Below are 23,067 nucleotides of genomic sequence, written 5' to 3' on the forward strand. Positions count from 1 at the left end.
AGTCGAGCCATGCTCGACTCTACAAACGGCGGTCAGCCTTCGCGGGCGACCTGGAAACCGGCGAAGGACTGGCTGACCGGCATCAGTTCCAGGCGATTGATGTTCAGGTGCGGCGGCAGGCTGGCCACCCAGAAGATCTGTTCGGCGATGTCTTCGGCGGTCATCGGGTTGGCGCCGTTGTAGAGCTTGTCCGACGCCGCCTGGTCGCCGTGGGTGCGCACCACGGTGAACTCGGTTTCAGCCATGCCTGGCTCGATCGTGGTCACGCGCACGCCGGTGCCGTGCAGGTCCGAACGCAGGCCCAGCGAGAACTGGCTGACGAAAGCCTTGGTGCCACCGTAGGCGTTGCCACCCGGGTACGGGTAGACGCCGGCCACCGACGAAATATTGATGATCGCGCCCTTGCGCTCCACCAGCTGCGGCAGCAGGCGGTGGGTCAGGGTCACCAGCGCGGTGATGTTGGTGTCGATCATCGTGGTCCAGTCCGACAACTTGGCGCTCTGTGCCGGCGCGGTGCCCTGCGCCAGGCCGGCGTTGTTGACCAGCAGATCGATCTCGCCAAAGGCCGGCGGCAGTGCCAGCAGCGCCGCTTCCATCGCAACCGGATCGCGGATGTCGAAGGCGGCGGCATGCACCACGTCCTTGCCGTAGCGATCGACCAGCGGCTGCAGGCGTTCGCCGCGGCGGCCCGTGGCGATCACTTTCCAGCCGGCCTGGGCGAAGCGGTGGACGGCGGCGGCGCCGAAGCCGGACGTGGCGCCGGTAATCAGGACAGTGCGGGTCATCAGGCAACTCCAGGGGGAAAAACCGGACGCCCATTCTGGCACCGTCGGCCCGCCCTTGCGTTGTCGATGCCGGCTGACCACGCCCGAGGCGTGCGCGGCTCAGCGCACGCGGAATACCCGGGCCTTGGGCAGGTCTTCGTCGACCTGCAGGAACCAGCGCCCGGCAATTCCTGGAACAACGGCGATCTGCGGCGACTGCAGCACCTTGCGCAGCTTCATCTGCCCCTTCATCACCTGCCATTGCTGGCCGTTATCAAGGGTGAACAGCGTGCCGGGCTGCCAGCCTGCGACCTCTCCGACCACGCGTGCATTGACCGGTCCTTCTTCCAGGCCCAGATGCATTGCTGCCGGTGCCGGCACATTGGCAGGCAGCGGCGCAGCGGCGGGGGCCACCGCTGCCGTCGGCCCGGTGGCCGCGCGCTCTGCCTCGCGCAGTACCCGGTTCAGCGCCTGCAACTGCGCTGGACTGAGCCCGACCTCGGCCAGTTGAGATGCACTCAGGCGCCGCTCGACGGGTACGAAGCGGTCCTGGGCGAAGGCAGCGAAGCTGCTGGCGAGCAGCAGTGCGGAAAACAGATACCGGCGCATGCAAGGGTCTCAGCGAACGAGTGCCCACGATGCTGCAGTTCGATGACAGTCCGGTGACACGCCAGGGGCCGGTACAATGGGCCATGATCAACAACGATGTCCTGCGCAGCGTGCGCTATTCCCTGGACCTGGGCGACCACCACGTGGTGACCCTGTGCCAGATGGCCGACCCGGCCTTCGCCGTGGATCCCGAACAGGTGAAGGCCTGGCTGCGCCGCGAGGACGAAGCCGGCTTCGAAGCGATGAGCGACAGCGCGCTGGCGCACTTCCTCGATGGCCTGATCGTGCACCTGCGCGGTCGCGACGAGAGCCAGCCGCAGCGCGCGGTGGAAACCCGCATCGACAACAACCTGGTGCTGAAGAAGCTGCGCGTGGCGTTCCAGCTGCGCGACGTCGATCTGATGGAAATCTTCGCCAGCGCCGGTTTCAACGTCTCCAAGTCGGAAGTCGGTGCGCTGTTCCGCCAGCCCGGGCACACCAACTACCGGCGTTGCCTGGACCAGATGCTGCGCAACTTCCTCAAGGGCCTGAGCCTGCGCCTGCGCGGCTGAGCACGGCCTCGACGAACGCCCGCGCCGCCGGTGTCGGCAGCCGCTGCCAGACCAGGTGCACGCGGCGGGTCGGGGTTGGCTGCAGCGGAATCCGCACCACGCCCTGGAAGCCTTCGGCAATCAGCGCCGGCACGATGCCAACCGCCAGACCATGGCGGACGAAGCGCTCGACCAGTTCCATCAGGTTGACCTCGAAACGCACTGTGTGCGGCAGGCCAGCGGCGACGAAAGCATCGTCGGTCTGCCGCCGCGCACCGGTGCCGCGCGGGAAGTCGACCAGCGCCTCGTCCTGCAATTCGGTCAATGGCAGCCGCTTGCGCCGGGCCAAGCGGTGCGACGGCGCCAGCACCGCCACCAGGTCTTCTTCCTGCAGCATCTGGTGGCAGACCCCGTCCAGGCCGGCCGAGGGCGCCAACCCCACCAGTGCAACATCCAGGTCACGCGACTGCACCTGCGCGATCAGGTCCTCGCTCTTGTCCACCCGCAACTGGAATTCCACCTGCGGGTGCGCCTGCTGGAACGCGGCCAGCATCGCCACCACATCGATATCGGTCAGCGAGGAGATCTGCCCGATCGCCAGCAGCCCGCGCACCTCGCCACTGACTGCGGCCACGTCGGCGCGCAGGTGGCGCAGGCTGACCAGCACCTGGCGTGCGTGCACCAGCAGCGCCTCACCCGCTGCCGTCGCCCTCACCTGCCGCGGCAGGCGCTCGAACAGCGGCGTGCCCAGTTCCTGCTCCAGGTAGGCAATCTGGTGGCTCAACGCGGACTGCACCACATGGCAGCGTTCGGCGGCACGGGTGAAATTGCCCTCCTCGGCCAAGGCAACGGCAAACTCGAGCTGTTTGAGATTCATCCAACTATCTCGTTTCCAGATGGCATGGATGATGATGATTCATTTCCATCATGGCCGCAGCAGGTGGACACTGTGCCCCCCGCTTCCTGGAACACCGCGTGAGCCCGTCCCTCCCCCCTCTGCACCGCTGGCAGGTGCTGCTGATGTCCGTGGCTACCGGCGTGGCCGTGGCCAGCAACTACTATGCGCAGCCACTGCTGCACACCATCGCCGACGCCTTCGGCGTACCGTTCGGCCAGGTCGGCATGGTCGTTACCGCCGCGCAGCTGAGCTATGCCGCCGGCTTGATCCTGCTGGTGCCGCTGGGAGACCTGTTCGAACGCCGCCGCCTGATCGTGGTGATGAGCCTGCTGTCGGCCGGCGGGCTGGTGATCAGCGCCTGTGCACCGTCGCTGACCTGGTTGCTGGTCGGCACCGCTATCACCGGCCTGTTCTCGGTGGTGGCACAGGTGCTGGTGCCGTTCGCCGCTACGCTGGCGGCGCCGGAACATCGCGGTCGCGTGGTCGGCGCGCTGATGAGTGGCCTGCTGCTGGGCATCCTGCTGGCGCGCACCGTGGCCGGCCTGCTTTCCAGCCTGGGCGACTGGCGCCTGGTGTATGCGATCGCCGCTGCCACCCTGGTGCTGACCGCACTGGCATTGCAGCGCGGCCTGCCGCGGTTCCACCACAGCGCCGGCTTGGGCTATTTCGCATTGCTGCGCTCGATCGGCGTGCTGTTCGTGCAGGAACCGGTGCTGCGCCAGCGTACGCTGCTGGGCGCCTGCAGCTTCGCCATGTTCGCGATCTTCTGGACCCCGCTCGCGTTCCTGCTGGCACAGCCGCCGTATGCCTACAGCGACGCCACCATCGGGCTGTTCGGGCTGGTCGGTGCGGCCGGTACGCTGGCGGCCGGCCTGGCTGGCCGCATGTCCGACCGTGGCCAGACCGGGCGCGCCACCGCCATTGCACTGCTGCTGTTGCTGCTGTCGTGGCTGCCGCTGGGGCTGTCCGCACACTCGCTGCTGGCATTGCTGGTGGGCGTGGTGGTGCTGGACCTGGCCGCACAGCTGTTGCACGTCAGTAACCAGAACCTGATCTACGCACTGCAACCGGCGGCACGCAACCGCCTCAATGCCGGCTACATGACCGGCTATTTCATCGGCGGTTCGCTGGGTTCGCTGCTGTCTGCGCAGGTCTACCAGCGCTTCGGCTGGACCGGCGTATGCGTGGCCGGCGCTGCCGTGGCTGCGCTGGCCCTGCTGCTGTGGCTGCCCGGCGCGCTGCGCGCGCGCCAGGCGTCGCTGGCCGACTAGAAGCTGCCCTGCAGCGCCAGCTCCCATCGCCCACCGGCGTTGCCGGGGAACAGGCGCTTGGCTGCGCTGTCCGTGTCATGCACGGTGGCGCGCAGTTCCCATGCCGGGGTCAGCGAGGCGATGGCACTGAGCTGCCCATGCAGGTAGTCCGGGCCCTGGGCGGTGGCCAGCCAGTACTGGCCCACCGCTGCTTCCAGGCGGAGGCGTTCGTGCAACGGCACACGCACACCCAGCTGGGCATAGGTACCGCGATGGCCACCGGCCAACGCATCGTTGGAATGGGCGACCTGCAGCCAGGCGCGCTGCTTCCAGGTCACCGTGGTGTTGAGCTCGGTCCAGTCCAGCGCGCGGCCGGTGCCCGGGTACACGTAACGGGTCAGGTTGGCATCCAGGCTCCAGTCCGGTGCCAGTGCGCCGGACCAGCCCGCCACCAGGTCGAACTCGCTGCGCGCGCCATTGTCCGGCTTGAACGAAACGTTGGACCCCCACGCGCTGGCATACCAGCCCGATGGGATCGAGACCTTCGCGCCAGCCTGCACCGCCGGGTCGCCATCGCTCTGCGAGCTGCCACGCCATACGTAGTCACTGGTCAACGCCGCACTGCCACTGACCTGCACCTGTGCCTGCGCGCTGCCGATCCCGAGCAGCCCTGCCAGGGCGGCCACCAGCGCCGCCATCATCCCCTTGCTGTTCACTGCACTGTGTTCCTCGTCGAAGGCGGTCACGCCGCCGGGAACGCAGTGTCGAGGCGGGGGCCGTAACGGATCGAGGGTGCTGCCGGGCCCGTGGCGCAAATTCGGCGTAAATCCCGTGGACTGCGGCCAATGCCAGCAGCGCGGTATCATGGCGCCCTGTTTCCAGGAACCAACCGCGTGGACGCCATCCTGACTCCGGTATCGATCGGCGAGCTGATCGACAAGATCACCATTCTCGAGATCAAGGCCGAGCGCATCGACGATGCCGCCAAGCTGGCCAACGTCCGCACCGAGCTGGACGGCCTGCTGCCGTTGCTGCAGCAGCTGCTGCACGCACAACCGGCACTGGCCGCGCTGAAGCAGCAGCTGAAGATGATCAACGAGCGCATGTGGGACATCCAGGACCAGCTGCGCGACAAGGAAGCGGCCCAGGTGTTCGACGATGCCTTCATCCAGCTGGCACGCGGTGTCTATGGCACCAATGGCGAGCGCGTGCAGGTGAAGAACGAGATCAACCGCGTGGCCGGTTCGGCCCTGGTCGAAGAAAAGCAGTACCAGGGCGAGTAACCCCGCCTCAATCAGCGTCGATCAGATGGCGGAAGCGGAACAGCTCGCCATCGTTGCGGATGCCCAGCTTGCGGTAAGCCGCTCGCTTCTGCGTGCTGATGGTGCTGGCCGCACGCCCGCTGCGGCGTGCCATCTCGCCGGTGCTGCAGCCACGCAGCACCCACTGCAGGACAGCGCGCTCGCGCGTACTCAACCGTGGTGAACGCATGGACTGCTGGCGCTGCCGGCGGGACTGGTTCAACTGTGCACGCAGCTCCGGCGGCACGAAGCGCCCGCCGCGGGCAACCACGCTCACCGCGCGCAGCAGCATCTGCGGCGCGCAGGCCTTGGACAGGAATCCGCGCGCACCGGCCTGCAGGGCCAAGGACACAACACCCGCGTTGCAGTGTGCGGACAGCACCAGGATCGGCACTGCCGGCCAATGTCGTGATACGTGCCGCAGCAGTTCCAGGCCTTCCCCGCTGTCACCGATCGGCAAGGCGTCAACCAGCAGCAGATCGATCGCAGCTGCCTGCTGCTGCAGGCGCTGCAGCAGATCACCGCTGTGGCCGTAGCTTCCATCGACCTGCAGGCCCGTCTGCCGGGCCAGCAGTTCCTGCACGCCATGCCGCAACAGTGGATGCGGATCCAGCAGCAACAAGCGGCAGGGAGAATCGCGGGGCGAGGGAAACGCGGGCATCGTTGCATTCCTGCAGGACAGGCCACTCACCCTAGGGCGCAGCCGACGCCTGCGGAATCCAATTCGTTGCAATGCCGCCCGTCCACCTCAACACGGTCAGGTAGCGTTTGCCCAGCCGGAAACGCAACAGGCCCGGCATGGGCCGGGCCTGTCGAGGCATCTTCAGCGCGCAGGCGCGCCGAGGAAGCAATTACCAGCTGAAGCGCGGGCCGACGGTGTATTCCTTGTCGCCGTGGCGGTTCATCTTCAGCTCGCCGTTCAGGCCCCAGTTCTGGTTCAGCTTGACCTGACCACCCAGGCGACCGTACCACTGGCCGTCGATATCGACGCCGTGCTTCTTGGCGTAGTCTTCGTAGCCGACCATGCCGTAGACCTCGGCGTGGGCACCGAAGGCGGTGCGGATACCGGCTTCAGCGCTGTAGCCGTTGAAGTCCAGGCCGTGCTTGCGATCGAACTTCTGGTAGGCAACGCGGGCAACGAAGTCGGTCGACGGAGCGATTTCGACGTTGTAGCCGGCACCGACCTTCCACTGGTCAACCTTGATGTTGGTGTGGTCGACTTCCTGACGGCTGTATTCACCGAACGCGTGGAAGTTCGGCAGGAAGCCGTAGGAACCCTTGACGCCCCAGCCGTCAGCCTTGATGCCATCGACGTCGGTCTTGGCGTAGTCGGCCTCAGCGTAGTTGTACGACAGGTTCTCAGCAGCCGAAGCGGTGAACGGCAGGGCAGCGGCCAGGGCCAGAGCAATCAGCGAATTCTTCATGGGGGTACACCTTTACTTTCTTATGGTGTGCAGCAGCGCCAGGGCGCCATCGCATCGGGAATGTAAATTCTCCGTTATTCGCCACAACGCTCCCTGAAAACCGTGGTCTTCGCATTGCTGAATTTTTGGGCTTGATTCAGGCTCCGTCTGGCATACGCGCGCGGCGCGCGTGCATCTGTAATCCTTCGACGATTGCAACAGGAGGTTGCCTTGCTCGTTTCCGATCCGCTGCGGACGTGTGTCCGCGCCGCTGTCTTTGCTTGCATTGCCCTCTCGTCGCCACACACTGCACGTGCGCTGCAGGCGACCGACTACCAGCGCGCCGAACGCGTGCATGACAGTCATCTGCGCGGCGCGCTGCGCAATGCTTCGGTCCTGCCCCACTGGTTGGCCGATGGACGATTCTGGTATGAGCGCGAAGACACTCAGGGCCGGCGCCAGGCGGTACTGGTCGATCCGGTCCAGGCGACACGCCAGACCCTGTTCGAACCCACTGCGCTGGACGCTGCGGTTGCGCCGCTCGGTGCCAGCGGGCGGCGCCTGCGCCTGGCCAGCGTGCAGCAGGCGGACGATGGCCTGCGCCTGCGGTTCAGCGGAGAAGTGCCCGTCGATTGCCAATGGCCGCGCTGGCAATGCGCACGTTCGCCGGATGCGCGGCCGCCGGCCGATGCACTGCCTTCGCCCGTAGGCGATGCGTGGCTGCAGGTGCGCGACAACAACCTGTGGCTGCAGTCGCCTGGCACGGCGCCACGGGCACTGACCCACGGCGGAGAAGCCGGTAATGGCTATGGCGTGCTGCCGGACTTCGCCCTGCGCGGTATTCCACGCCGTCAGGGCCGGATGCCGATGCGGCCGTTCGCGGTTGGCTGGTCTGCGGACGGGCGCTACGTGGCCGGCATCCGCTACGACGAACGCGCGCTGCAGGACTACCCCTATCTGGAAAGCAGCCCGACCCACAGCGCGCGGCCGCGCGTGCATACCGTGAAGCTGGGGGTGCTGGGCGATGCACAGCAGGTGCGCGACACCCTGTTTGTGGTGGATACCCGCAGCGGCAGGCAGCATGACATCGCGCTGCCCGAGGGCTGGAACACGCTCAGTGAGGCCGGCATCCTGGGTTGGGACGGCGATCGGTTGTATGCCGTGATCGCGCACTTCGGCACACCGCGCAGGCTGCGCCTGCTGGAGATCGATGCCAGCAGCGGTGCATTGCGCACGGTTCTGGAAGAAGCCAGCGACACTCGCCTGCAGCTCAACGTGTATTCCTACAACCGGCCAGCGGCGGCCATCCTGCCCGGGCAGGACACCGCCGTGTGGTTCTCGCAGCGCGATGGTTGGGGCCATCTGTACCGGGTGCGCCTGTCCGACGGCAAAGTGCTGCGCCAGCTCACCCGCGGCCACTGGGCGGTGCGCGACCTGCTGGGTGTGGACGCTGCCGGTGGCTGGGCGTACTTCAGCGCCGGTGGCGTCGACGCGGGCGATCCTTACGTGCGAGGCCTGTACCGGGTATCGCTGCAGGGAGGGCCGATCCAGCGCCTGGCCGCCGATGGCTACGACCACATGGCCGATGCCGGTACCGGCGCGCTGTTCGGCGGGCGCGCACCTCAGGCGCTGTCGCCCAGTGGTGGCTATCTGGTGGATACCGTTTCCCGTCTCGACCAGCCACCACGCACCGTGCTGCGGGCCAGCGATGACGGTCGCGAGCTGCTGTTGCTGGAAGCGGCGGACAACCGGGCAGTGCTTGCTGCGGGGTGGCGCCCACCGCGGCGCGAACGTCTGCTGGCCGCCGACGGGCGCACGCCAATCTTCGCCACCGTCTACCTGCCCCGCGACTATCGCGATGACGGCAGCTTCCCGGTGATCGATGCGATGTACGGCGGCGCCTTCATCAGCAATGCCCCGGTGACCTACGCCGAAGCGGTGTCCGCGCTGAATCCGGTGTCACGCGCCAGCCTGGCCGAGCTTGGCTTCGTGGTGGCCAGCATCGATGCGCGCGGCACCGGCGGCCGCGACAAGGCCTTCCATGACAGCAGCTTCCTGCACGGCGCCGATGTGCAGCTGGATGATCATGTGGCCGCGCTGCGCCAGCTGGGCGAACGCTACCCGGGCATCGACCTGCGGCGGGTCGGCATCTACGGGCATTCGTTCGGCGGTTACAGCGCGGCGCGGGCATTGCTGCGCTACCCGGCGTTCTACAAGGTGGGCGTGGCCTCGGCCGGCAGTCACAATTTCCAGGGCATGTACGGCGGCGCCCTGCACGGCATGGACCGGCTGTTCGGTGGCGTGCTGCCAGCCACGGCCATGACCGATGGCGTGCCGGCGCCCTTTGCCGGGCTCGACAACGCAGCGCTGGCCGGCAACCTGCGCGGGCATCTGATGCTGGTCTATGGCGAGCTGGACGAAAACGCACCGCCGGCGCTGACCCTGCAGCTGGCCGCCGCCCTGAACAAGGCCCAGCGCAGCTACGACCTGCTGTACCTGGCCCGGCAGGACCACGAGCTGTTCCGCAACGACGCAACCTACACGCACCGCATGTGGGACTACTTCGTGCGCCACCTGGCCGGCCAGCAGCCACCGGATACGGTGCTGGCACCGCTGCCCGGTGGCCCGGGCTGAACGGGCTGAACGGGCTGAACGGGCTGAACGGGCTGAACGGGCTGAACGGGCGCCCAGAGGATGTCGATCCCCGACGCTCTGGTTCGTCGTGTACTTGAAGGCCGTGCACGCGGCACGGTCCATCCGGAGGCAGGCAATGAGCTACATCGATGGTTTCGTCCTGGCGGTACCCACCGCCAACAAAGAGAAGTTCCTCGCCCATGCACGCACAGGGGATCCCGTTTTCATCGAGTACGGCGCGCTGCGCGTGGTCGAGTGCTGGGGTGACGACGTACCGCACGGCAAGACCACCGACTTTTTCGGCGCGGTGAAAGCCACGCCGGACGAGACGGTGGTGTTTTCCTGGATCGAATGGCCGGACAAGCCGACCCGCGACGCGGGCATGAAGAAGATGATGGAAGACCCAAGGTTTGATCCGGCGACGAATCCGATGCCGTTCGACGGCGCGCGGATGATCTACGGTGGCTTCGTGCCGATCTACGAACTGACCCGCTGAACCGGGCGGACGTGCTCAGCGCGCGTCCGTTCCATCGCTGGCGGAGGCATGGCCGGCGCCCAGTGCGGCGCCGGCGCCGAGGCCCACACCGCCCATGCCGGCCCCCATTCCGCCACCGCCGCCACCGCCGCCTCCACCCGCACGACCGCCCTTGGCGTCGCCGTCGTTGCGGCCCTTGCCACTGGCACTGCCCGGCCGGGTCGGCCCCTGCGGCGGTATCTGCAGGTCGGCCGGAATCGGCGCCAGGTCCAGCGCTTCGCGCACGAAGTCGCGCAGCGAGACCACCAGTTCGTGGGTATGCACCGGTCGCCCCTGTGCAAGATCGTTGGCAGCGCGTGCAGCCAACCGCACCTGTTCGTCGGTGCCCAGCAGCAGGATGTCCGACAGCGCCGCTTCAACGGCATCGCGGATGCGGCGCGCGCGATCCGAGCGGGGTTCGGCGATGCCTTCGGCATCTTCGCGCTGGCGCAGGTCGCGGCGATGGCTGGGATCCACGCCCAGTTCGCCGGTGAACGAACCGCCCAGGGTCTTGTAGGCCGCCATCAGCGTACGCAGCCGTTCGTTGATCTGCCGGTTCTCGCGCTCGCGGCGCTGTTGCAGGGTCTGCATCACCAGCAGGCGGATGCCCACGCCCAGCAGGGTGATCAGGACCAGGCCGGCCAAGGTGGACAGCACGCCCTGCCAGGAACTGAAGTCGATACCGCGCATGCCCGGGGCTCCGGCGGGAAGAACCTGCATCTTGCCCCGGACAGTGCCCCGGAAACGCGAAAGGCCCCACCACCCGGTGGGTGGCAGGGCCTTCGGTCACGGCGCGATTACTTGCGCTTGGCGGCCTTGCGCACGGCTTTCTTGGCCGGAGCCTTCTTGGCGGCGACCTTCTTCAGCGGGGCAGCCTTCTTGGCAACCGTCTTGCGGGTGGCGGCAACCTTCTTGCCAGCTGCCTTCTTGGCAACGGCGGTCTTCTTGCCGACAACCTTCCTGGCAGCAGCGGTCTTCTTGCCGACGGCCTTCTTGGCCACAGCAGCCTTCTTGCCGACAACCTTCTTGGCGGCCGCGGTCTTCTTGGCAACGGTCTTCTTGGCGACGGCGGCCTTCTTGCCGGCAACCTTCTTCGCAGCCACGGCCTTCTTGCCAGCGACCTTCTTGGCGGCGACGGTCTTCTTGGCCACAGCCTTCTTGGCGGTGGCGACCTTCTTGCCGACCACCTTCTTGGCGGCCGCGGTCTTCTTGGCAACGGTCTTCTTGGCGACGGCGGCCTTCTTGGTGGCAGCCTTCTTCACGGTGGCGACCTTCTTGCCGGCAGCCTTGGTGGCGGCCTTGGTGGTCTTCTTGGCAGCGGCGGCCTTCTTGGTCACAGCCTTGCCTGCAGCGGCCTTCTTCTTGGCCACTTCCTTCTTCAGGGCAGCGGCTTCGGCCTTGGCGTTCTTCTTGGCCGCTTCCAGCTTCTTCTTGGCGTTGGCAACAGTCTTGCCGACCGACTTGGCAGCCTTTTCGGCCTTCTTGGCAACGGTCTTCTCGACCTTGGCCACGGCCTTCTTGGCCTTGGCAACGCGGGTACCGGCAGCCTTGGTGGCGCGCTTGACGGTCTTCTTGACCGACTTCACTGCGTCTTCGGCAGCGTGGGCGATGGTCTCGCCAACGTTGGTGGCGGTTTCTTTGACGTTCTCGACAGCGTCGGTCACGACCGACACACCATTACCGTTGCTCATGTTGCCCTCCTGGGGGCCTTAAGTATCAAAACGGGGCGATGCTATACCGACATTGACGATCGTGGAACGGGGCATGCGCCACCAATCGCATCTGCTGCGACGGCGATGGTGTAGTCGACCATCCCTGCAGGCACACCGTGTTTACAGGAAACCCCTTTTTTTCAGTGCTGCGCCGCATGATCCGCGTCGTGACAGGCATTGGTTGTGTGCACCCGCCCGGATGCCGCGGAAGGCATGCAATATGGCGCGTCGCGGCACCGGGATGCGCAGAACTGCGCAAGTATCGTCCTGTATCCGCGCGACCTGCGGCTGACGTCCGCACACTGCCGGGCGCCGCCGCCGCTGTCGTCACCGGCCCAGCGCTGGTCGTCGCGATCCGCGCTCCCGACGCGCGGTTTTCATGGCGCATTTATCCAGATCGCGACACACTCATTCAGCTTGTTTTACCGTAGAGCCGAACCGCCCCCATTCCCGCCAGCGAACCGACTCCCATGCGACCGCTACCTACCCTGCTCACGCTCGCAATCGCCGCCGCCTTCGGTGGCTTCGTTGCCACCGGCATCAACGCCCACCTGGACAACCGTGCCGATGCCGCACCGCTTCCAGCGGTGGTGCCGACCATGGCGGCACTGCCAGCCGCAGTGGCCGGGCAGCAGGTTCCGTCACTGGCACCGATGCTGGAGAAGGCGATGCCGGCCGTGGTCAGCGTCAACACCAAGCAGGTGGTGCGCGTACGCAATCCCTTCTTCAACGACCCGTTCTTCCGCCGCCTGTTCCCGGACATCCCGCAGGAACGCATCAACGAATCGCTGGGCTCGGGCGTGATCATCGACGCCAGGGAGGGCCTGGTGCTGACCAACCACCATGTCATCGACAACGCCGATGACGTACAGGTGACACTGGCCGACGGGCGCACGGTCAAGGCCGAATTCCTCGGCTCGGACCGCGATACCGACATCGCGCTGATCCGCATTCCGGCGCAGAACCTGACCGACATCAAGCTCGGCAACAGCGACCAGCTGCGGGTGGGCGACTTCGTGGTGGCCATCGGCAATCCGTTCGGCTTCAGCCAGACGGTCACTTCGGGCATCGTCTCGGCGGTGGGCCGCAGCGGCATCCGCGGGCTGGGCTACCAGAACTTCATCCAGACCGACGCGTCGATCAACCCGGGCAACTCGGGTGGCGCGCTGGTCGACCTGCAGGGCCAGCTGGTCGGCATCAACACTGCCAGCTTCAACCCGCAGGGCAGCATGGCCGGCAACATCGGCCTGGGCCTGGCGATTCCCTCGAACCTGGCGCGCAGCGTGGTCGACCAGCTGGTCAAGCACGGCGTGGTGGTGCGCGGCACGCTGGGCGTGGAAAGCCAGAACCTGACCGCGCAGATCGCGCAGGGCCTGGGCCTGGGCGAAACCCGCGGTGCGCTGATCACCCGCGTGCTGGCCGGTTCGGCGGCCGCCGCCGCCGGCCTGAAGCCGGGCGACGTGGTGGTGTCGGCCAATGGCCAGCGCGTGGACAGCGCCGAAGCCCTGCACAACGTGGAAGGCCTGGCGGCGGTCGGCAGCCCGATGACGCTGGACGTACGCCGCGAAGGCAAGCCGCTGCAGATCAAGGCGACGCTGAAGGAACAGGCACGCGCGGTCACCGGCGACAGCCTGGACCCGCGCCTGGGCGGGGCCACCTTCGTCGACCTGCCCGAGTCGCTGCGCCAGTCTGGCGCCAGCGGCGTGCTGGTCAGCGAGGTCAAGCGCGGCAGCCGCGCCGCCAGCAACGGCCTGCAGCAGGGCGACATCATCACCGATGCCACCGTCGGTGAATTCGCCGACCTGGCCAGCTGGCGCGCCAACTTCCAGCAGCGCCCGCCGACGCTGGTGCTGCGCGTGCTGCGCAACAATGGCCAGCAGCAGGGCCAGCTCGTGATGCGCTGATCGCCCTGCCGTAACACCCCCTATACCCCGGCAATGTTATTGCTGTCAGTCCAGGTCGGCACCGCCGACTCCCGATCCCCCATCGCAACAGGAGTGATTCGATGAGCCCCACCAATACCGAGAACCTGAAGGAACACCTGGGTGAAGCCGGTTCCCACCTGAAGCAGGCCGCTACGGCCGCCGGCGGTGCGATCAAGGGTGCAACCGGTGCAGCGACCGACGAGCTTCGCATCGGCAAGGCCAACGTCAAGGCTGAATTGTCCGACAGTGCACTGTCCGGCCTGGCCGCCGCCGAGTTCGGCGGTGCCGCCGCCAAGGAACAGGTCGATGCGCTGATGGACAAGGGCAAGGACCTGATCGACAGCGCCGCCGAACTGATCCGCGAACGTCCGCTGGCCTCGTTCGGCGTCGCCTTCGCAGCCGGCTGGATCATCGCCAAGCTGGCCCGCGGCAGCAGCGACAAGTAAGCCGCAGCGTGAGCGAAGACAACACGCAAGCGCCTGATCCGGCGGCCACCCCGCCGCTGGATGAGAGCATCCGCCAGGTCGGCGCGGCCGGTCGTGCCGCTGCCGATTCGGCCAAGCACACGCTGCGTTCACTGCGCCGGCTGGCCTCGGCCGACTTCGCGCTGGCGCGCAGCGCATTTGGTCGTGCGCTGGCCTGGGCCGGCGTGGCGATCGTGTTTGGTGCATCGGCGTGGCTGCTGATGGCCGCCACCCTCATCGCGCTGCTGCAGAGCTGGGGCCTGAGTTGGCTGCAGGCCCTGCTGATCACCTCGCTGCTGAGCCTGGCCGTCACCGGCTATGCGATCTGGCGGGTGTCCTACTTCTTCCACCACACCGGCATGCACGCCACCCGGCGTCAGCTGTCACGCCTGGGCCTGTTTGACGAACCCAGCGAAGACGACCCTGATGCCGGCGTGCAGCTGCCCGAGGGCAAGCCATGAAGTTCGGCGCGCTGCAGCGGCGGGTAAAGCGCTGCGAACAAGTGGTGACCGTGCGTCTGGGCGAGACACAGGACCACTGGTCCACCCTCGGCCAGGTATGGCGACAGGGCTGGTCGCCGTTGCGCATCGTGGTGGTCGGCCTGGCCGGTGGCTTCATCGCCGGCAAGCTGGAGGTGCCGGGCAAGGTCAACGGTGCCCGCTGGCTGCAGATGGTCGGTTCGGTCTCGAACCTGTTCGCCAGTGCGCAGGCGGCGTTCGCCACGGCGATGGCGGCGCAGGCCGCGGCCACCGCCGACGATGCGGCCGAAGAAGCCGACGATGCCAGCGAGCAGGCACAGGCAGCGGCCTCCGCTGCCGGAGCACGGCCGGCACCGGCGCCACGCTCCGTGCCGGAGCCAGAACCGGACCTGCGCGGACCGCGTCCGGCCGAAGCGGCCACCGAGCTGTCCGAACGTTGATCCATGGAATCCGCCGCGCCGATCGCGGCCGGCGGATAATGCGCTCCCCTTTCCGGTTGATGCGTCGATGAGCGAGTCCCTCCTGTCCCCGCCACCGGCCGGCCCCGACGAGCCAGAGGCCGCGCTGCCACCACCGTCGCGCCCGCGCGGGCCGATGTCGCTGGTGGTGCTGGCGACCCTGGCGGTGGGCTACACGCTGTGGGCCGCGCAGGACATCATCCTGCCGGTGCTGCTGGCGATGTTCTTCGCCCTGGTCGGCAACCCGATCCTGCGCCTGCTGCAGAAGCTGTGGATTCCGCGCGCGCTGGGCGCACTGTTGATCCTCGGCGCCGGCCTGGGCGTGACCGGTTCGCTCGCCGTGCAGCTGATCGGCCCGGCGATGGAATGGGCGCAGGAAGCCCCACAGCAGCTGCGCAAGGTCGCCCGCCAGGTGCAGGACCTGACCAAGCCGGTGCAGCAGGCCAACCAGGCGGCGGAAAACTTCGCCCGTGTGGCCGGTGGTGACAGCAACCACAAGGTGCAGGTGATCCGTACCCAGCTGGACGACCCGTACCGCATGCTGACCCGTGCGCCGCGGCTGGCTGCCTCGGTGTTGGCCGTCGTGCTGCTGACGCTGTTCTTCATGATCTACGGGCAGAGCCTGCAGCGCGCGGCGATCGCCCTGTTCCCCAACCGCCAGCAGCAGCGCTTCACTACGGACATCCTGCGTTCGATCGAACGCGAGGTCTCGCGTTACGTGCTGACCATCAGCGTCATCAACACTCTGGTCGGGCTGGTGTTCGCCGGCGTGCTGATGCTGCTCGGTATCGGCCTGCAGGAAGCGCTGCTGTGGGGCACGGTGGCCGCGCTGCTGAATTTTGCGCCGTATGTGGGTCCGTTGATCGGCGTGGCGCTGATGCTGTTGATGGGCTTCGTCGAGTTCCGCGACCCGCTGCAGGCCCTGCTGCCAGCGGCCGCCTACCTGGGCCTGCACACCCTGGAAGGGCAGATGGTGACCCCGATCGTGCTGGGCCGTCGGATGAAGCTGTCGCCGCTGGTGCTGATCCTGGCGCTGATGGTGTTCGGCTGGGCCTGGGGCATGATCGGGCTGCTGCTGGCGGTGCCGCTGCTGGTGTGCATCAAGCTGGTGCTGGCACGCCTGGATGGCATGCAGGGCTGGGCACGCCTGCTGGAGTGACGGCATCAACAACGGATGGACGCAGGTGGGAACCAGAAACAGGGACGAAGTGGCAGACTATGGCGCCCTACCCGGATGGATCCGCTCGGATGAACTCTCTCGCCACGCGTTGCCTTGCCTTGGCCTGCATTGCCGCTCCCGCGTTCGCCGCGACACCGCCGACTGCCGATCAGGCGCGCACCCAGCTTGCTGAGGCGGTTACCTGCAAGCGGCACCTCACGCCCATACAGTTCGACGCCATGGCCCGGATGCTGACACCGGCCCCGGCAAGGGTGCAGGACGGCGAATCCAGCGGCGAGTTCCGGCTGACCACGCCCTTGATGGTGCTGGGCCAGCCCGTGAACCGGCTGCAGTCCTATGACGGCGACAGCGGCGAGGATGGCATCGACAGTTTCACCGCGTACTTCAGCTCGGCCAGTGTGGAACAGGTCGCGGCACTGGCGAAGATGTCCGACCCGGTAGCAGGCACCTACACGAAGGAAGTTGGGCGGCACAACCTGGACGTGCAGCAGTTCGACGGCCAGACCACCATCGCCTGCTCGTACAACCTGCGCTGACCCGGCCCAGCCACAGTGCCCACCCGCCCGCCGCGTCGCATGAAAGCCCGCGCGGGCAGGGGTAGAATGGCGGGGTGAATTTCCCCGTCCAAGCCATCACCCTCGACCTTGACGACACGCTGTGGCCGTTCGCTCCGATCGGCGCCCGCATCGAACAGGTCCTGCACGCCTGGATGTGCGAACACAGCCCCGCTACCGCCGCGATGTATCCGGTGGAGGCGATGCGCGAACTGCGCGAGCGGCTGTACCACGCCCATCCGCACCTCCACCACGACCTGAGTGCGCTGCGCCGGCTGACCCTGCACGAAGCACTGCACACCAGCGGTGCAAGCCTCGATCTGCTGGAGCCTGCGTATGAAGTGTTCTACGCCGCGCGCAACCAGGTGGAGTGCTATCCCGATGCGATCGACGCGCTGGCGCGCATTGCCGCACGGGTACCGGTGGCGGCGCTGAGCAACGGCAACGCCGACCTGGAGCGGATCGGCCTGGCCCATCATTTCGCCTTCCAGCTGGGTTCGCGCGAACACGGCGCGGCCAAGCCCGAAGCCAGCATCTTCCATGCCGCGTGCACCCGCCTGGGTGTGGCACCGGCACAGGTGCTGCACGTCGGCGATCATGCCGACATGGACGTGGCCGGGGCGATTGCCGCCGGCCTGCGCGGCTGCTGGATCAACCGCGACGCAGCCACCTGGACCCATCCGCAGCTGCAGCCGGACCTGCAGTTCGACACCCTTACCGGCCTGGCCGACTGGTTGGATGCCAACCTCGACGCCGCCGCACCCCGGAGTACCTGACGCATGAGCGAGATCACTGGTTTCACCGCCGACACCGCTGCGGCGCTGCCGTTGTACGTGCTGGACCGCGAGCAGTTCGCCGCCTGGAAGGACAGCCAGCCGGCTGCCACGCAGGCGTGGCTGGCATCGCAGGGCTTCAACGCCGGCGCCCACAGCGTGGCACTGCTGCCGGGCGCCGATGGCCTGGCCGGTGCCGTGATGGGCGTGGGTGATCGTGCCGATGCCTACAGCTATGCGCATGCGCCGCACGCGCTGCCGGAAGGCAGCGTCTGGCAGCTGGCCAATGAACTGCCGGCCGCCGAACTGGCGCTGCTGCAGCTGGGCTGGGGCCTGGGCAGCTACCGCTTTGACCGCTATCGCAAGCGCAACCGCGCACCGGCGCAGCTGGTGGCCTCGCCGACCGGCGAAGTGGCCGACCTGATCGCCGCCAGCCTGCGCGTGCGCGACTGGGTCAACACCCCGACCGAAGACATGGGCCCGCAGCAGCTGGAAGACGCCGCGCGCGCGCTGGCCCATGCACATGGTGCGCAGGTCGAGGCGATTACCGGCGACGAACTGCTGAAGCAGAATTTCCCGGCCATCCACGCCGTGGGCCGCGCTTCGCACCGTGCGCCGCGCCTGGTCGTGCTGCGCTGGGGCAGGGAAACCGACCCGGCACTGGTGCTGGTCGGCAAGGGCGTGTGCTTCGATACCGGCGGGCTGGACATCAAGCCGGCCGACGGCATGCGCAACATGAAGAAGGACATGGGCGGCGCCGCGCACGCACTGGCCCTGGCCGGCCTGGTGATGGCGCGCGGGCTGCCGGTGCGCCTGACCCTGCTGGTGCCGGCAGTGGAAAACGCGATCGGCCCCGATGCGTTCCGTCCGGGCGAGGTCATCGCCACCCGCAAGGGCCTGAGCGTGGAGATCGACAACACCGACGCCGAGGGCCGCGTGATCCTGTGCGACGCATTGACCTTCGCCGGTGAGCAGAAAGGTGAGCAGAAACCGGACCTGGTGCTGGACTTCGCCACCCTCACCGGTGCCGCGCGCATCGCCCTGGGCCCGGACCTGCCGGCGCTGTTCAGCAACGACGACACGGTGGCCCAGCAGTGGCTGCAGGCCGGTGACGCGACCCGCGACCCGGTCTGGCGCATGCCGCTGTGGCGCCCCTACCTGCGCTACCTGAGCAGCGGCATCGCCGACCTGGCCAACGCCGGTTCGCGCATGGCCGGCTCGGTTACCGCCGCGCTGTACCTGGAACGCTTCCTGGAAGACGGCCAGCGCTGGGCGCATCTGGACGTGTATGCCTGGAACGACGGCGAGCGCCCGGGCCGTCCGGCCGGTGGCGAAGCGCTGGCGCTGCGCTCGGCGTGGGCGATGCTGAAGCAGCGCTACAGCTGATCGGGTGGGTGCCGACCGTTGGTCGGCACCCCGTCCCCGGAAAATCTGACGAAAAATTGAATTTCGGCCCCGGCCGGGTTCTGCGAGGATGTGTGGGTCGACCACCCACACGCTCCGTGAAGGCAGGACTCCGACCATGTCGCTCTTCCGCTACACCCGCGCTGGCCAGACGCCTGGCGCGCCACGCAAGCATTCACCCCTGCTCTGGATCGCACTGATCGCACTCATCCTGGGTGCGGTCGCGCTGGCCTTCGCCTGGCTGGCCGGCTGGATTGGCGGCCGCCTGACCGCGCAGCGCTTCACCGACACCATCGAAGCCACCGGCCCGGCACATCCCGGGTTCCGCCGGGCGCACAGCAAGGGCATCTGCGTGAGCGGCTGGTTCGAACCCAGTGCACAGGCCCCTACCCTGTCCAGTGCACGGGTGTTCTCGCAGCGCCGCGTGCCGGTGATGGGCCGCCTGTCGATCGGCGGCGGTGATCCCTACGGCGCCGACAACACCGCGCGCGTACGCAGCCTGGCGGTGCAGCTGGTCAGCGATGACGGCCAGGAATGGCGGATGGCAATGAACAGCTTCCCGTTCTTCGCGGTGCCCGATGCCGAGGCGTTCTACGAGCAGACGCGCGCCTCCATTCCCGACCCGGCCACCGGCAAGCCCGACCCGCAGAAGATGGCCGCGGTGCTGGCGAAATACCCCAGCGCACAGGCGTTCCAGCAGTGGGCCAAGACGGCGCCGTGGACCAGCAGCTGGGCCGACACCACCTTCAACAGCGTCAACAGCTTCTGGTTCACCAACGCGCAGGGCCAGAAGCGTGCGGTGCGCTGGCGCTGGCAGCCGCAGGCGCCAGTGGTGGAGATGGATGCGGAAACGCGCAAGCAGGCCAGTGTCGATTTCCTCAGCCAGGAACTGCAGCAGCGCCTGGCCAGCGGCCCGGTGCGCTGGAACCTGGTCGTCACTACCGCCGCGCCCGGCGATGCCATCGATGATCCATCGGTGCCGTGGCCAGAGTCGCGTGATCAGGTGGTGGCCGGCGTACTCAGCCTGGACCGCATGCAGTCGCAGGAAAAAGGCGCGTGCGGTCAGATCAACTTCGATCCGCTGATTCTGCCCAGCGGCGTGCGCGGCAGTGACGATCCGATCCTGGCGGCCCGCTCGGCGGTGTATTCGCAGTCCTTCAACCGCCGCGAGCGCGAGCGCGCCAGCGGCAACGTCGAGCAACCGAAGGAGGCCGCGCGATGAACACCCATAACGGCCACTTCAACCTGCTGGCGCGGGTGCTGCACTGGACCATGGCGCTGATGATCATCGCCATGCTGTTCATCGGCGTGACCATGGTCGCCTCGCTGCACCTGCGGCCACTGCTGATCGACCTGCACCGACCACTGGGCATCGCGATCCTGCTGCTGGTGCTGCTGCGCCTGTATAACCGCCTGCGCCACCGCCCGCCGCCACTGCCGGCCGACCTGCCGGTGTGGCAGGTGATGGCGGCCAAGGCCTCGCACTGGATGCTGTATGCGCTGATGCTGGCGATGCCGTTGATCGGCTGGGCGATGCTGTCGGCCGGCGGTTACCCGATCGTGCTGTGGGGCGGCCTGCACCTGCCGCCGATCGTGCCGCACACCCCGGCGTTGTATGCCGCGCTGCGTAATGCGCACAGCTTGTTGGCGTATGTGTTGTTCGCCACGGTGCTGATGCATGTGGGGGCGGCGCTGTTCCATTTGTGGGTGCGGCGCGATGGCGTGTTCCAGGCGATGGCGCGCGGGAAGGATTGATGGGGTTCGCCAGGTGTTCCCGGTGATGTCATTTCCGCGACCGCGGGTGGGTGTCACTTTCTTTGCTCGTGCAAAGAAAGTAACCAAAGAAACACGCCGCCAGATCGCGAGCCGGTGCTGCGCACCGGTGCCCTGCGCTTCTCGGTGAATCAGGGGACGGCGCCGAACTCGCTGCGCTCAGACATCGGCGCCTCTACGCCCCTGATTCCCCTGCGATGCTCGGCTCGCTAAAAGGCGGACCCGACGTCAAAGGCAAAAGCTGCACCCCGTAGATCCACGCCGCGCGTGAATGCTCTTGTTGTTGATCTTGCCCTTCAAATCCGCCTTGAGCGAGCCGAGCACCGCAGGTCCGGCGAGGGCGAAGAGGTGCGGGTGTCTGAGCGCAGCGAGTTCCCGCACCGTCCCTCGACGGACCGAGGAGCGCAGGGCACCGGCGTGCGATGCACGCCGGCTCGCGGCCGGCGGAGCGTTTCTTTGGTTACTTTCTTGATGGCGCACATCCATGTGCGCCACCCTACGGGCCGGCTACGCCGTTCCACGCTGCTCCTGCAGCGTGGTGCACGAGCAAAGAAAGTGACACCCCCTCCGCGGTCGCGGAAACAATCCGCCGGGCAGCGCCCGGCGCTACCAGTGCGTCGGCGCACGCCCCTACAACCATCCCTTCTGCCGCGCCAGCCGGTACGCCTCGATCCGGTTGGCCACGCCCAGCTTGCCGATGCACTCGGACAGGTAATTGCGCACCGTGCCATGCGACAACCCCAGCTGCTCGGCAATCTCGCTGGCGGTGCGGCCCTCGCCCGCCAGCCGCAGCACGCGGCGTTCGCGGTCGGTCAGCGGGTCGGCCTGCGACCACGCATCCAGTGCCAGCTGTGGGTCGATCGCGCGGATGCCCTGTTTCACCTTGCGCAGGGCATCGGCCAGGTTCTCGGCCGGTGCGTCCTTCAGCAGGTAGCCCAGCACGCCCGCTTCCAGCGCGCGGCGCAGGAAGCCGGCACGGGCGAAGGTGGTCACGATCACGACCTTGATCGGCAACTCGTGGCGGGCGATGCGCTGGGCCAGTTCCAGCCCGGACAGGCCAGGCATTTCGATGTCAGTGACCAGAATGTCCGGCTGCAGCTGCTGCAGCATGCGCCACGCCGCCTCGCCGTCGGCAGCGCTGCCCAGCACCTCGATGTCCGGCTCCAGGCCCAGCAGCGCCGACAATGCACCGCGCACCATCGCCTGGTCTTCGGCCAGCAGGATGCGGATCATGCGGCACCATCCCGTGCCAATGACGCTGGCGACAGCGGCGTGGTCGCGGCCACCAGTGGCACGCGCACGGTCACTACCGTGCCTTCTCCGCGCGACGACTGCAGTGACAACTGGCCGCCCAGCGCCATCGCCCGTTCGCGCATGCCACACAATCCGTTGCCCTCGGCCTGTACGCCACCGCGGCCGTCATCGCGTATCTGCATCACCAACTGTCGTTCCTCAAGCATGAAATCCACCTGCACCCGGGTCGCCTGTGCGTGGCGCACGATGTTGGTCGCAGCCTCGCGCAGCACCAGCGCCAGCCCACGTTCCACGTCGACCGGCATCGGCGGCGGCGGTGTGTACTGCAGGTGTACCTGCTGGCATTCCAGCAGCAGGCGCGCCGAGGCCAGCTCGCCGGCCAGGTCGCTGGCGCGGATGCCGGTCACCGCACTGCGCACCTGGGCCAGCGCCTCGCGGGCGATCGCTTCGGCTTCGCCGATCTCCTGCCGCGCGCGCGCCATCACGGTCGTACAGCTTGCGCGCCAGTTCCAGCTTCAGCGTGATCAGCGACAGCGTGTGGCCCAGCAGGTCATGCAGATCGCGGCCGATGCGCTCGCGCTCGGCGGTAGTGGCCAGCCGCCGCACCTCGTCCTGGGACAGCTGCAGGGCAACGTCCCGTTGATGGCTCAAGGCCTCCACGTTCACCACCAGGCCGACGATGAACGACACGGCCGGCATCCACACCATGGCTTGCCACGGATAGCCGACGTAGAGCGCAGCGCCGCAGAACAACAGGTTCAGGCCGGTGAGCTGCAACAGGTACACCCACCAGCCGCCACGGCTGCTCATGCGGATCATCACGCAACCGAACACGAAGTAGCTCAGTCCCGACGGATACCACGGCAGCAGCACCAGGGCCATCAGGATCATGCCCAGCGCATAGCGCCATGCGTGGTGCCGTGGCGCCAGCATCACCTTCGCATAGAGCAGCAGGAACAGCGGATAGCTGGCCACGGTCAGCAGCAGCCAGCGCACCGTGAAGCCATTGCCAAGCACCGGGGTGAGGAAGATCCAGACCGACCACAGCAGGTGGATCGCACCGCTCCAGGGCGACTTGCCACGCCGCAGCAGGTCGGCCACCGCCGAGTCCGGCGCGGGGCGCAGCAGGGACGCAAGCCAGCTCGACGACACGGAAGAATCCAGGCGGGAATGATCGCTGCCGATCAT

Annotated in this window: 24 protein-coding genes and 1 pseudogene; 15 read left to right on the forward strand and 10 right to left on the reverse strand. The window is 67.5% G+C overall.

Annotated features, from left to right (window positions below):
* Window positions 1-32: 32 nt before the first annotated feature.
* A complete protein-coding gene (locus tag AC5P9N_RS18735; RefSeq protein ID WP_005411994.1) occupies window positions 33-785 on the reverse strand; it encodes an SDR family NAD(P)-dependent oxidoreductase in 753 nt (250 codons plus the stop codon).
* A 99-nt stretch (window positions 786-884) separates the two neighbouring features.
* Window positions 885-1,373 carry a hypothetical protein gene (locus tag AC5P9N_RS18740; RefSeq protein ID WP_005407755.1) on the reverse strand — a complete coding sequence of 163 codons (489 nt, stop codon included), beginning with the start codon at window positions 1,371-1,373 and terminating at the stop codon, window positions 885-887.
* Between the two features lie 83 nt (window positions 1,374-1,456).
* Here AC5P9N_RS18740 and AC5P9N_RS18745 point away from each other — a divergent pair, with 83 nt between their 5' ends.
* A complete protein-coding gene (locus tag AC5P9N_RS18745; protein ID WP_005411992.1) occupies window positions 1,457-1,924 on the forward strand; it encodes a YehS family protein in 468 nt (155 codons plus the stop codon).
* Here AC5P9N_RS18745 and AC5P9N_RS18750 read toward each other — a convergent pair.
* The gene (locus tag AC5P9N_RS18750; protein WP_005407753.1) at window positions 1,893-2,780 is read right to left on the reverse strand and encodes a LysR family transcriptional regulator; all 888 of its coding nucleotides are present in this window, start codon (window positions 2,778-2,780) and stop codon (window positions 1,893-1,895) included. The two genes, AC5P9N_RS18745 and AC5P9N_RS18750, sit on opposite strands and share 32 nt — an antisense overlap.
* Before the next feature lie 143 nt (window positions 2,781-2,923).
* On the opposite strand from AC5P9N_RS18750, the gene AC5P9N_RS18755 reads away from it, so the two are divergent.
* A complete protein-coding gene (locus AC5P9N_RS18755) occupies window positions 2,924-4,072 on the forward strand; it encodes an MFS transporter (RefSeq protein WP_333482945.1) in 1,149 nt (382 codons plus the stop codon).
* Here the strand turns inward: AC5P9N_RS18755 and AC5P9N_RS18760 are convergent.
* Window positions 4,069-4,767: a TorF family putative porin gene (locus AC5P9N_RS18760; protein ID WP_033833600.1), complete on the reverse strand. Its 699-nt coding sequence runs from the start codon at window positions 4,765-4,767 to the stop codon at window positions 4,069-4,071. The genes AC5P9N_RS18755 and AC5P9N_RS18760 overlap by 4 nt on opposite strands.
* A 129-nt stretch (window positions 4,768-4,896) precedes the next feature.
* Between AC5P9N_RS18760 and AC5P9N_RS18765 the strand changes: the two genes are divergently transcribed.
* Window positions 4,897-5,334, forward strand: a complete 438-nt coding sequence (locus AC5P9N_RS18765; protein ID WP_219625243.1) for a DUF6165 family protein — start codon at window positions 4,897-4,899, stop codon at window positions 5,332-5,334.
* Window positions 5,335-5,341: 7 nt separating this feature from the next.
* Here the strand turns inward: AC5P9N_RS18765 and AC5P9N_RS18770 are convergent, their stop codons facing one another.
* The gene (locus AC5P9N_RS18770) at window positions 5,342-6,013 is read right to left on the reverse strand and encodes a response regulator transcription factor (protein WP_099484858.1); all 672 of its coding nucleotides are present in this window, start codon (window positions 6,011-6,013) and stop codon (window positions 5,342-5,344) included.
* A gap of 190 nt (window positions 6,014-6,203) precedes the next feature.
* Window positions 6,204-6,776, reverse strand: a complete 573-nt coding sequence (locus tag AC5P9N_RS18775; RefSeq protein ID WP_005407747.1) for an OmpO family porin — start codon at window positions 6,774-6,776, stop codon at window positions 6,204-6,206.
* Between the two features lie 210 nt (window positions 6,777-6,986).
* Between AC5P9N_RS18775 and AC5P9N_RS18780 the strand changes: the two genes are divergently transcribed.
* Together AC5P9N_RS18780 and AC5P9N_RS18785 are read left to right on the forward strand one after the other, a co-directional pair.
* A complete protein-coding gene (locus AC5P9N_RS18780) occupies window positions 6,987-9,389 on the forward strand; it encodes a S9 family peptidase (RefSeq protein WP_099484859.1) in 2,403 nt (800 codons plus the stop codon).
* 136 nt (window positions 9,390-9,525) lie between these two features.
* Window positions 9,526-9,885 (forward strand): DUF1428 domain-containing protein, encoded by a 360-nt coding sequence (locus AC5P9N_RS18785; protein WP_005407745.1) that lies wholly within the window; start codon window positions 9,526-9,528, stop codon window positions 9,883-9,885.
* Between the two features lie 15 nt (window positions 9,886-9,900).
* On the opposite strand, the gene AC5P9N_RS18790 is transcribed toward AC5P9N_RS18785, so the two are convergent.
* Window positions 9,901-10,593: a hypothetical protein gene (locus AC5P9N_RS18790; protein WP_044569416.1), complete on the reverse strand. Its 693-nt coding sequence runs from the start codon at window positions 10,591-10,593 to the stop codon at window positions 9,901-9,903.
* 107 nt (window positions 10,594-10,700) lie between these two features.
* Window positions 10,701-11,594 carry a histone gene (locus AC5P9N_RS18795; protein ID WP_495223874.1) on the reverse strand — a complete coding sequence of 298 codons (894 nt, stop codon included), beginning with the start codon at window positions 11,592-11,594 and terminating at the stop codon, window positions 10,701-10,703.
* Window positions 11,595-12,085: 491 nt separating this feature from the next.
* On the opposite strand from AC5P9N_RS18795, the gene AC5P9N_RS18800 reads away from it, so the two are divergent.
* From AC5P9N_RS18800 to AC5P9N_RS18845, 10 genes are all read left to right on the forward strand, one after another.
* Window positions 12,086-13,519 carry a Do family serine endopeptidase gene (locus AC5P9N_RS18800; protein WP_012478904.1) on the forward strand — a complete coding sequence of 478 codons (1,434 nt, stop codon included), beginning with the start codon at window positions 12,086-12,088 and terminating at the stop codon, window positions 13,517-13,519.
* Between the two features lie 101 nt (window positions 13,520-13,620).
* On the forward strand, window positions 13,621-13,986 hold the full coding sequence (locus tag AC5P9N_RS18805; RefSeq protein WP_004153835.1) for a hypothetical protein: 366 nt from the start codon (window positions 13,621-13,623) through the stop codon (window positions 13,984-13,986).
* An 8-nt stretch (window positions 13,987-13,994) separates the two neighbouring features.
* Entirely contained in the window at window positions 13,995-14,465 is a 471-nt protein-coding gene (locus AC5P9N_RS18810; RefSeq protein WP_005407741.1) for a phage holin family protein, read from the forward strand.
* Window positions 14,462-14,923 (forward strand): hypothetical protein, encoded by a 462-nt coding sequence (locus AC5P9N_RS18815; protein ID WP_005411983.1) that lies wholly within the window; start codon window positions 14,462-14,464, stop codon window positions 14,921-14,923. Before AC5P9N_RS18810 ends, AC5P9N_RS18815 begins: the two co-directional genes overlap by 4 nt.
* A gap of 67 nt (window positions 14,924-14,990) precedes the next feature.
* Complete coding sequence (locus AC5P9N_RS18820) at window positions 14,991-16,100, forward strand: AI-2E family transporter (RefSeq protein ID WP_005411982.1); 1,110 nt, start codon at window positions 14,991-14,993, stop codon at window positions 16,098-16,100.
* A 239-nt stretch (window positions 16,101-16,339) separates the two neighbouring features.
* On the forward strand, window positions 16,340-16,657 hold the full coding sequence (locus AC5P9N_RS18825) for a hypothetical protein (RefSeq protein ID WP_223846454.1): 318 nt from the start codon (window positions 16,340-16,342) through the stop codon (window positions 16,655-16,657).
* Window positions 16,658-16,731: 74 nt separating this feature from the next.
* Entirely contained in the window at window positions 16,732-17,451 is a 720-nt protein-coding gene (locus tag AC5P9N_RS18830; protein ID WP_049441851.1) for an HAD family hydrolase, read from the forward strand.
* A 3-nt stretch (window positions 17,452-17,454) separates the two neighbouring features.
* Complete coding sequence (locus tag AC5P9N_RS18835) at window positions 17,455-18,834, forward strand: leucyl aminopeptidase family protein (protein WP_099484553.1); 1,380 nt, start codon at window positions 17,455-17,457, stop codon at window positions 18,832-18,834.
* 136 nt (window positions 18,835-18,970) lie between these two features.
* Window positions 18,971-20,074, forward strand: a complete 1,104-nt coding sequence (locus tag AC5P9N_RS18840) for a catalase family peroxidase (RefSeq protein ID WP_099484554.1) — start codon at window positions 18,971-18,973, stop codon at window positions 20,072-20,074.
* On the forward strand, window positions 20,071-20,607 hold the full coding sequence (locus AC5P9N_RS18845; RefSeq protein ID WP_012478898.1) for a cytochrome b: 537 nt from the start codon (window positions 20,071-20,073) through the stop codon (window positions 20,605-20,607). Before AC5P9N_RS18840 ends, AC5P9N_RS18845 begins: the two co-directional genes overlap by 4 nt.
* Window positions 20,608-21,255: 648 nt before the next feature.
* On the opposite strand, the gene AC5P9N_RS18850 is transcribed toward AC5P9N_RS18845, so the two are convergent.
* Together AC5P9N_RS18850 and AC5P9N_RS18855 are read right to left on the reverse strand one after the other, a co-directional pair.
* On the reverse strand, window positions 21,256-21,858 hold the full coding sequence (locus AC5P9N_RS18850; protein ID WP_005407733.1) for a response regulator transcription factor: 603 nt from the start codon (window positions 21,856-21,858) through the stop codon (window positions 21,256-21,258).
* A pseudogene (locus AC5P9N_RS18855) lies at window positions 21,855-23,067 on the reverse strand (sensor histidine kinase). The gene AC5P9N_RS18850 and the pseudogene AC5P9N_RS18855 overlap by 4 nt, the downstream one beginning before the upstream one ends.

The organism is Stenotrophomonas sp. YJH_SMC_6, from assembly GCF_059371335.1.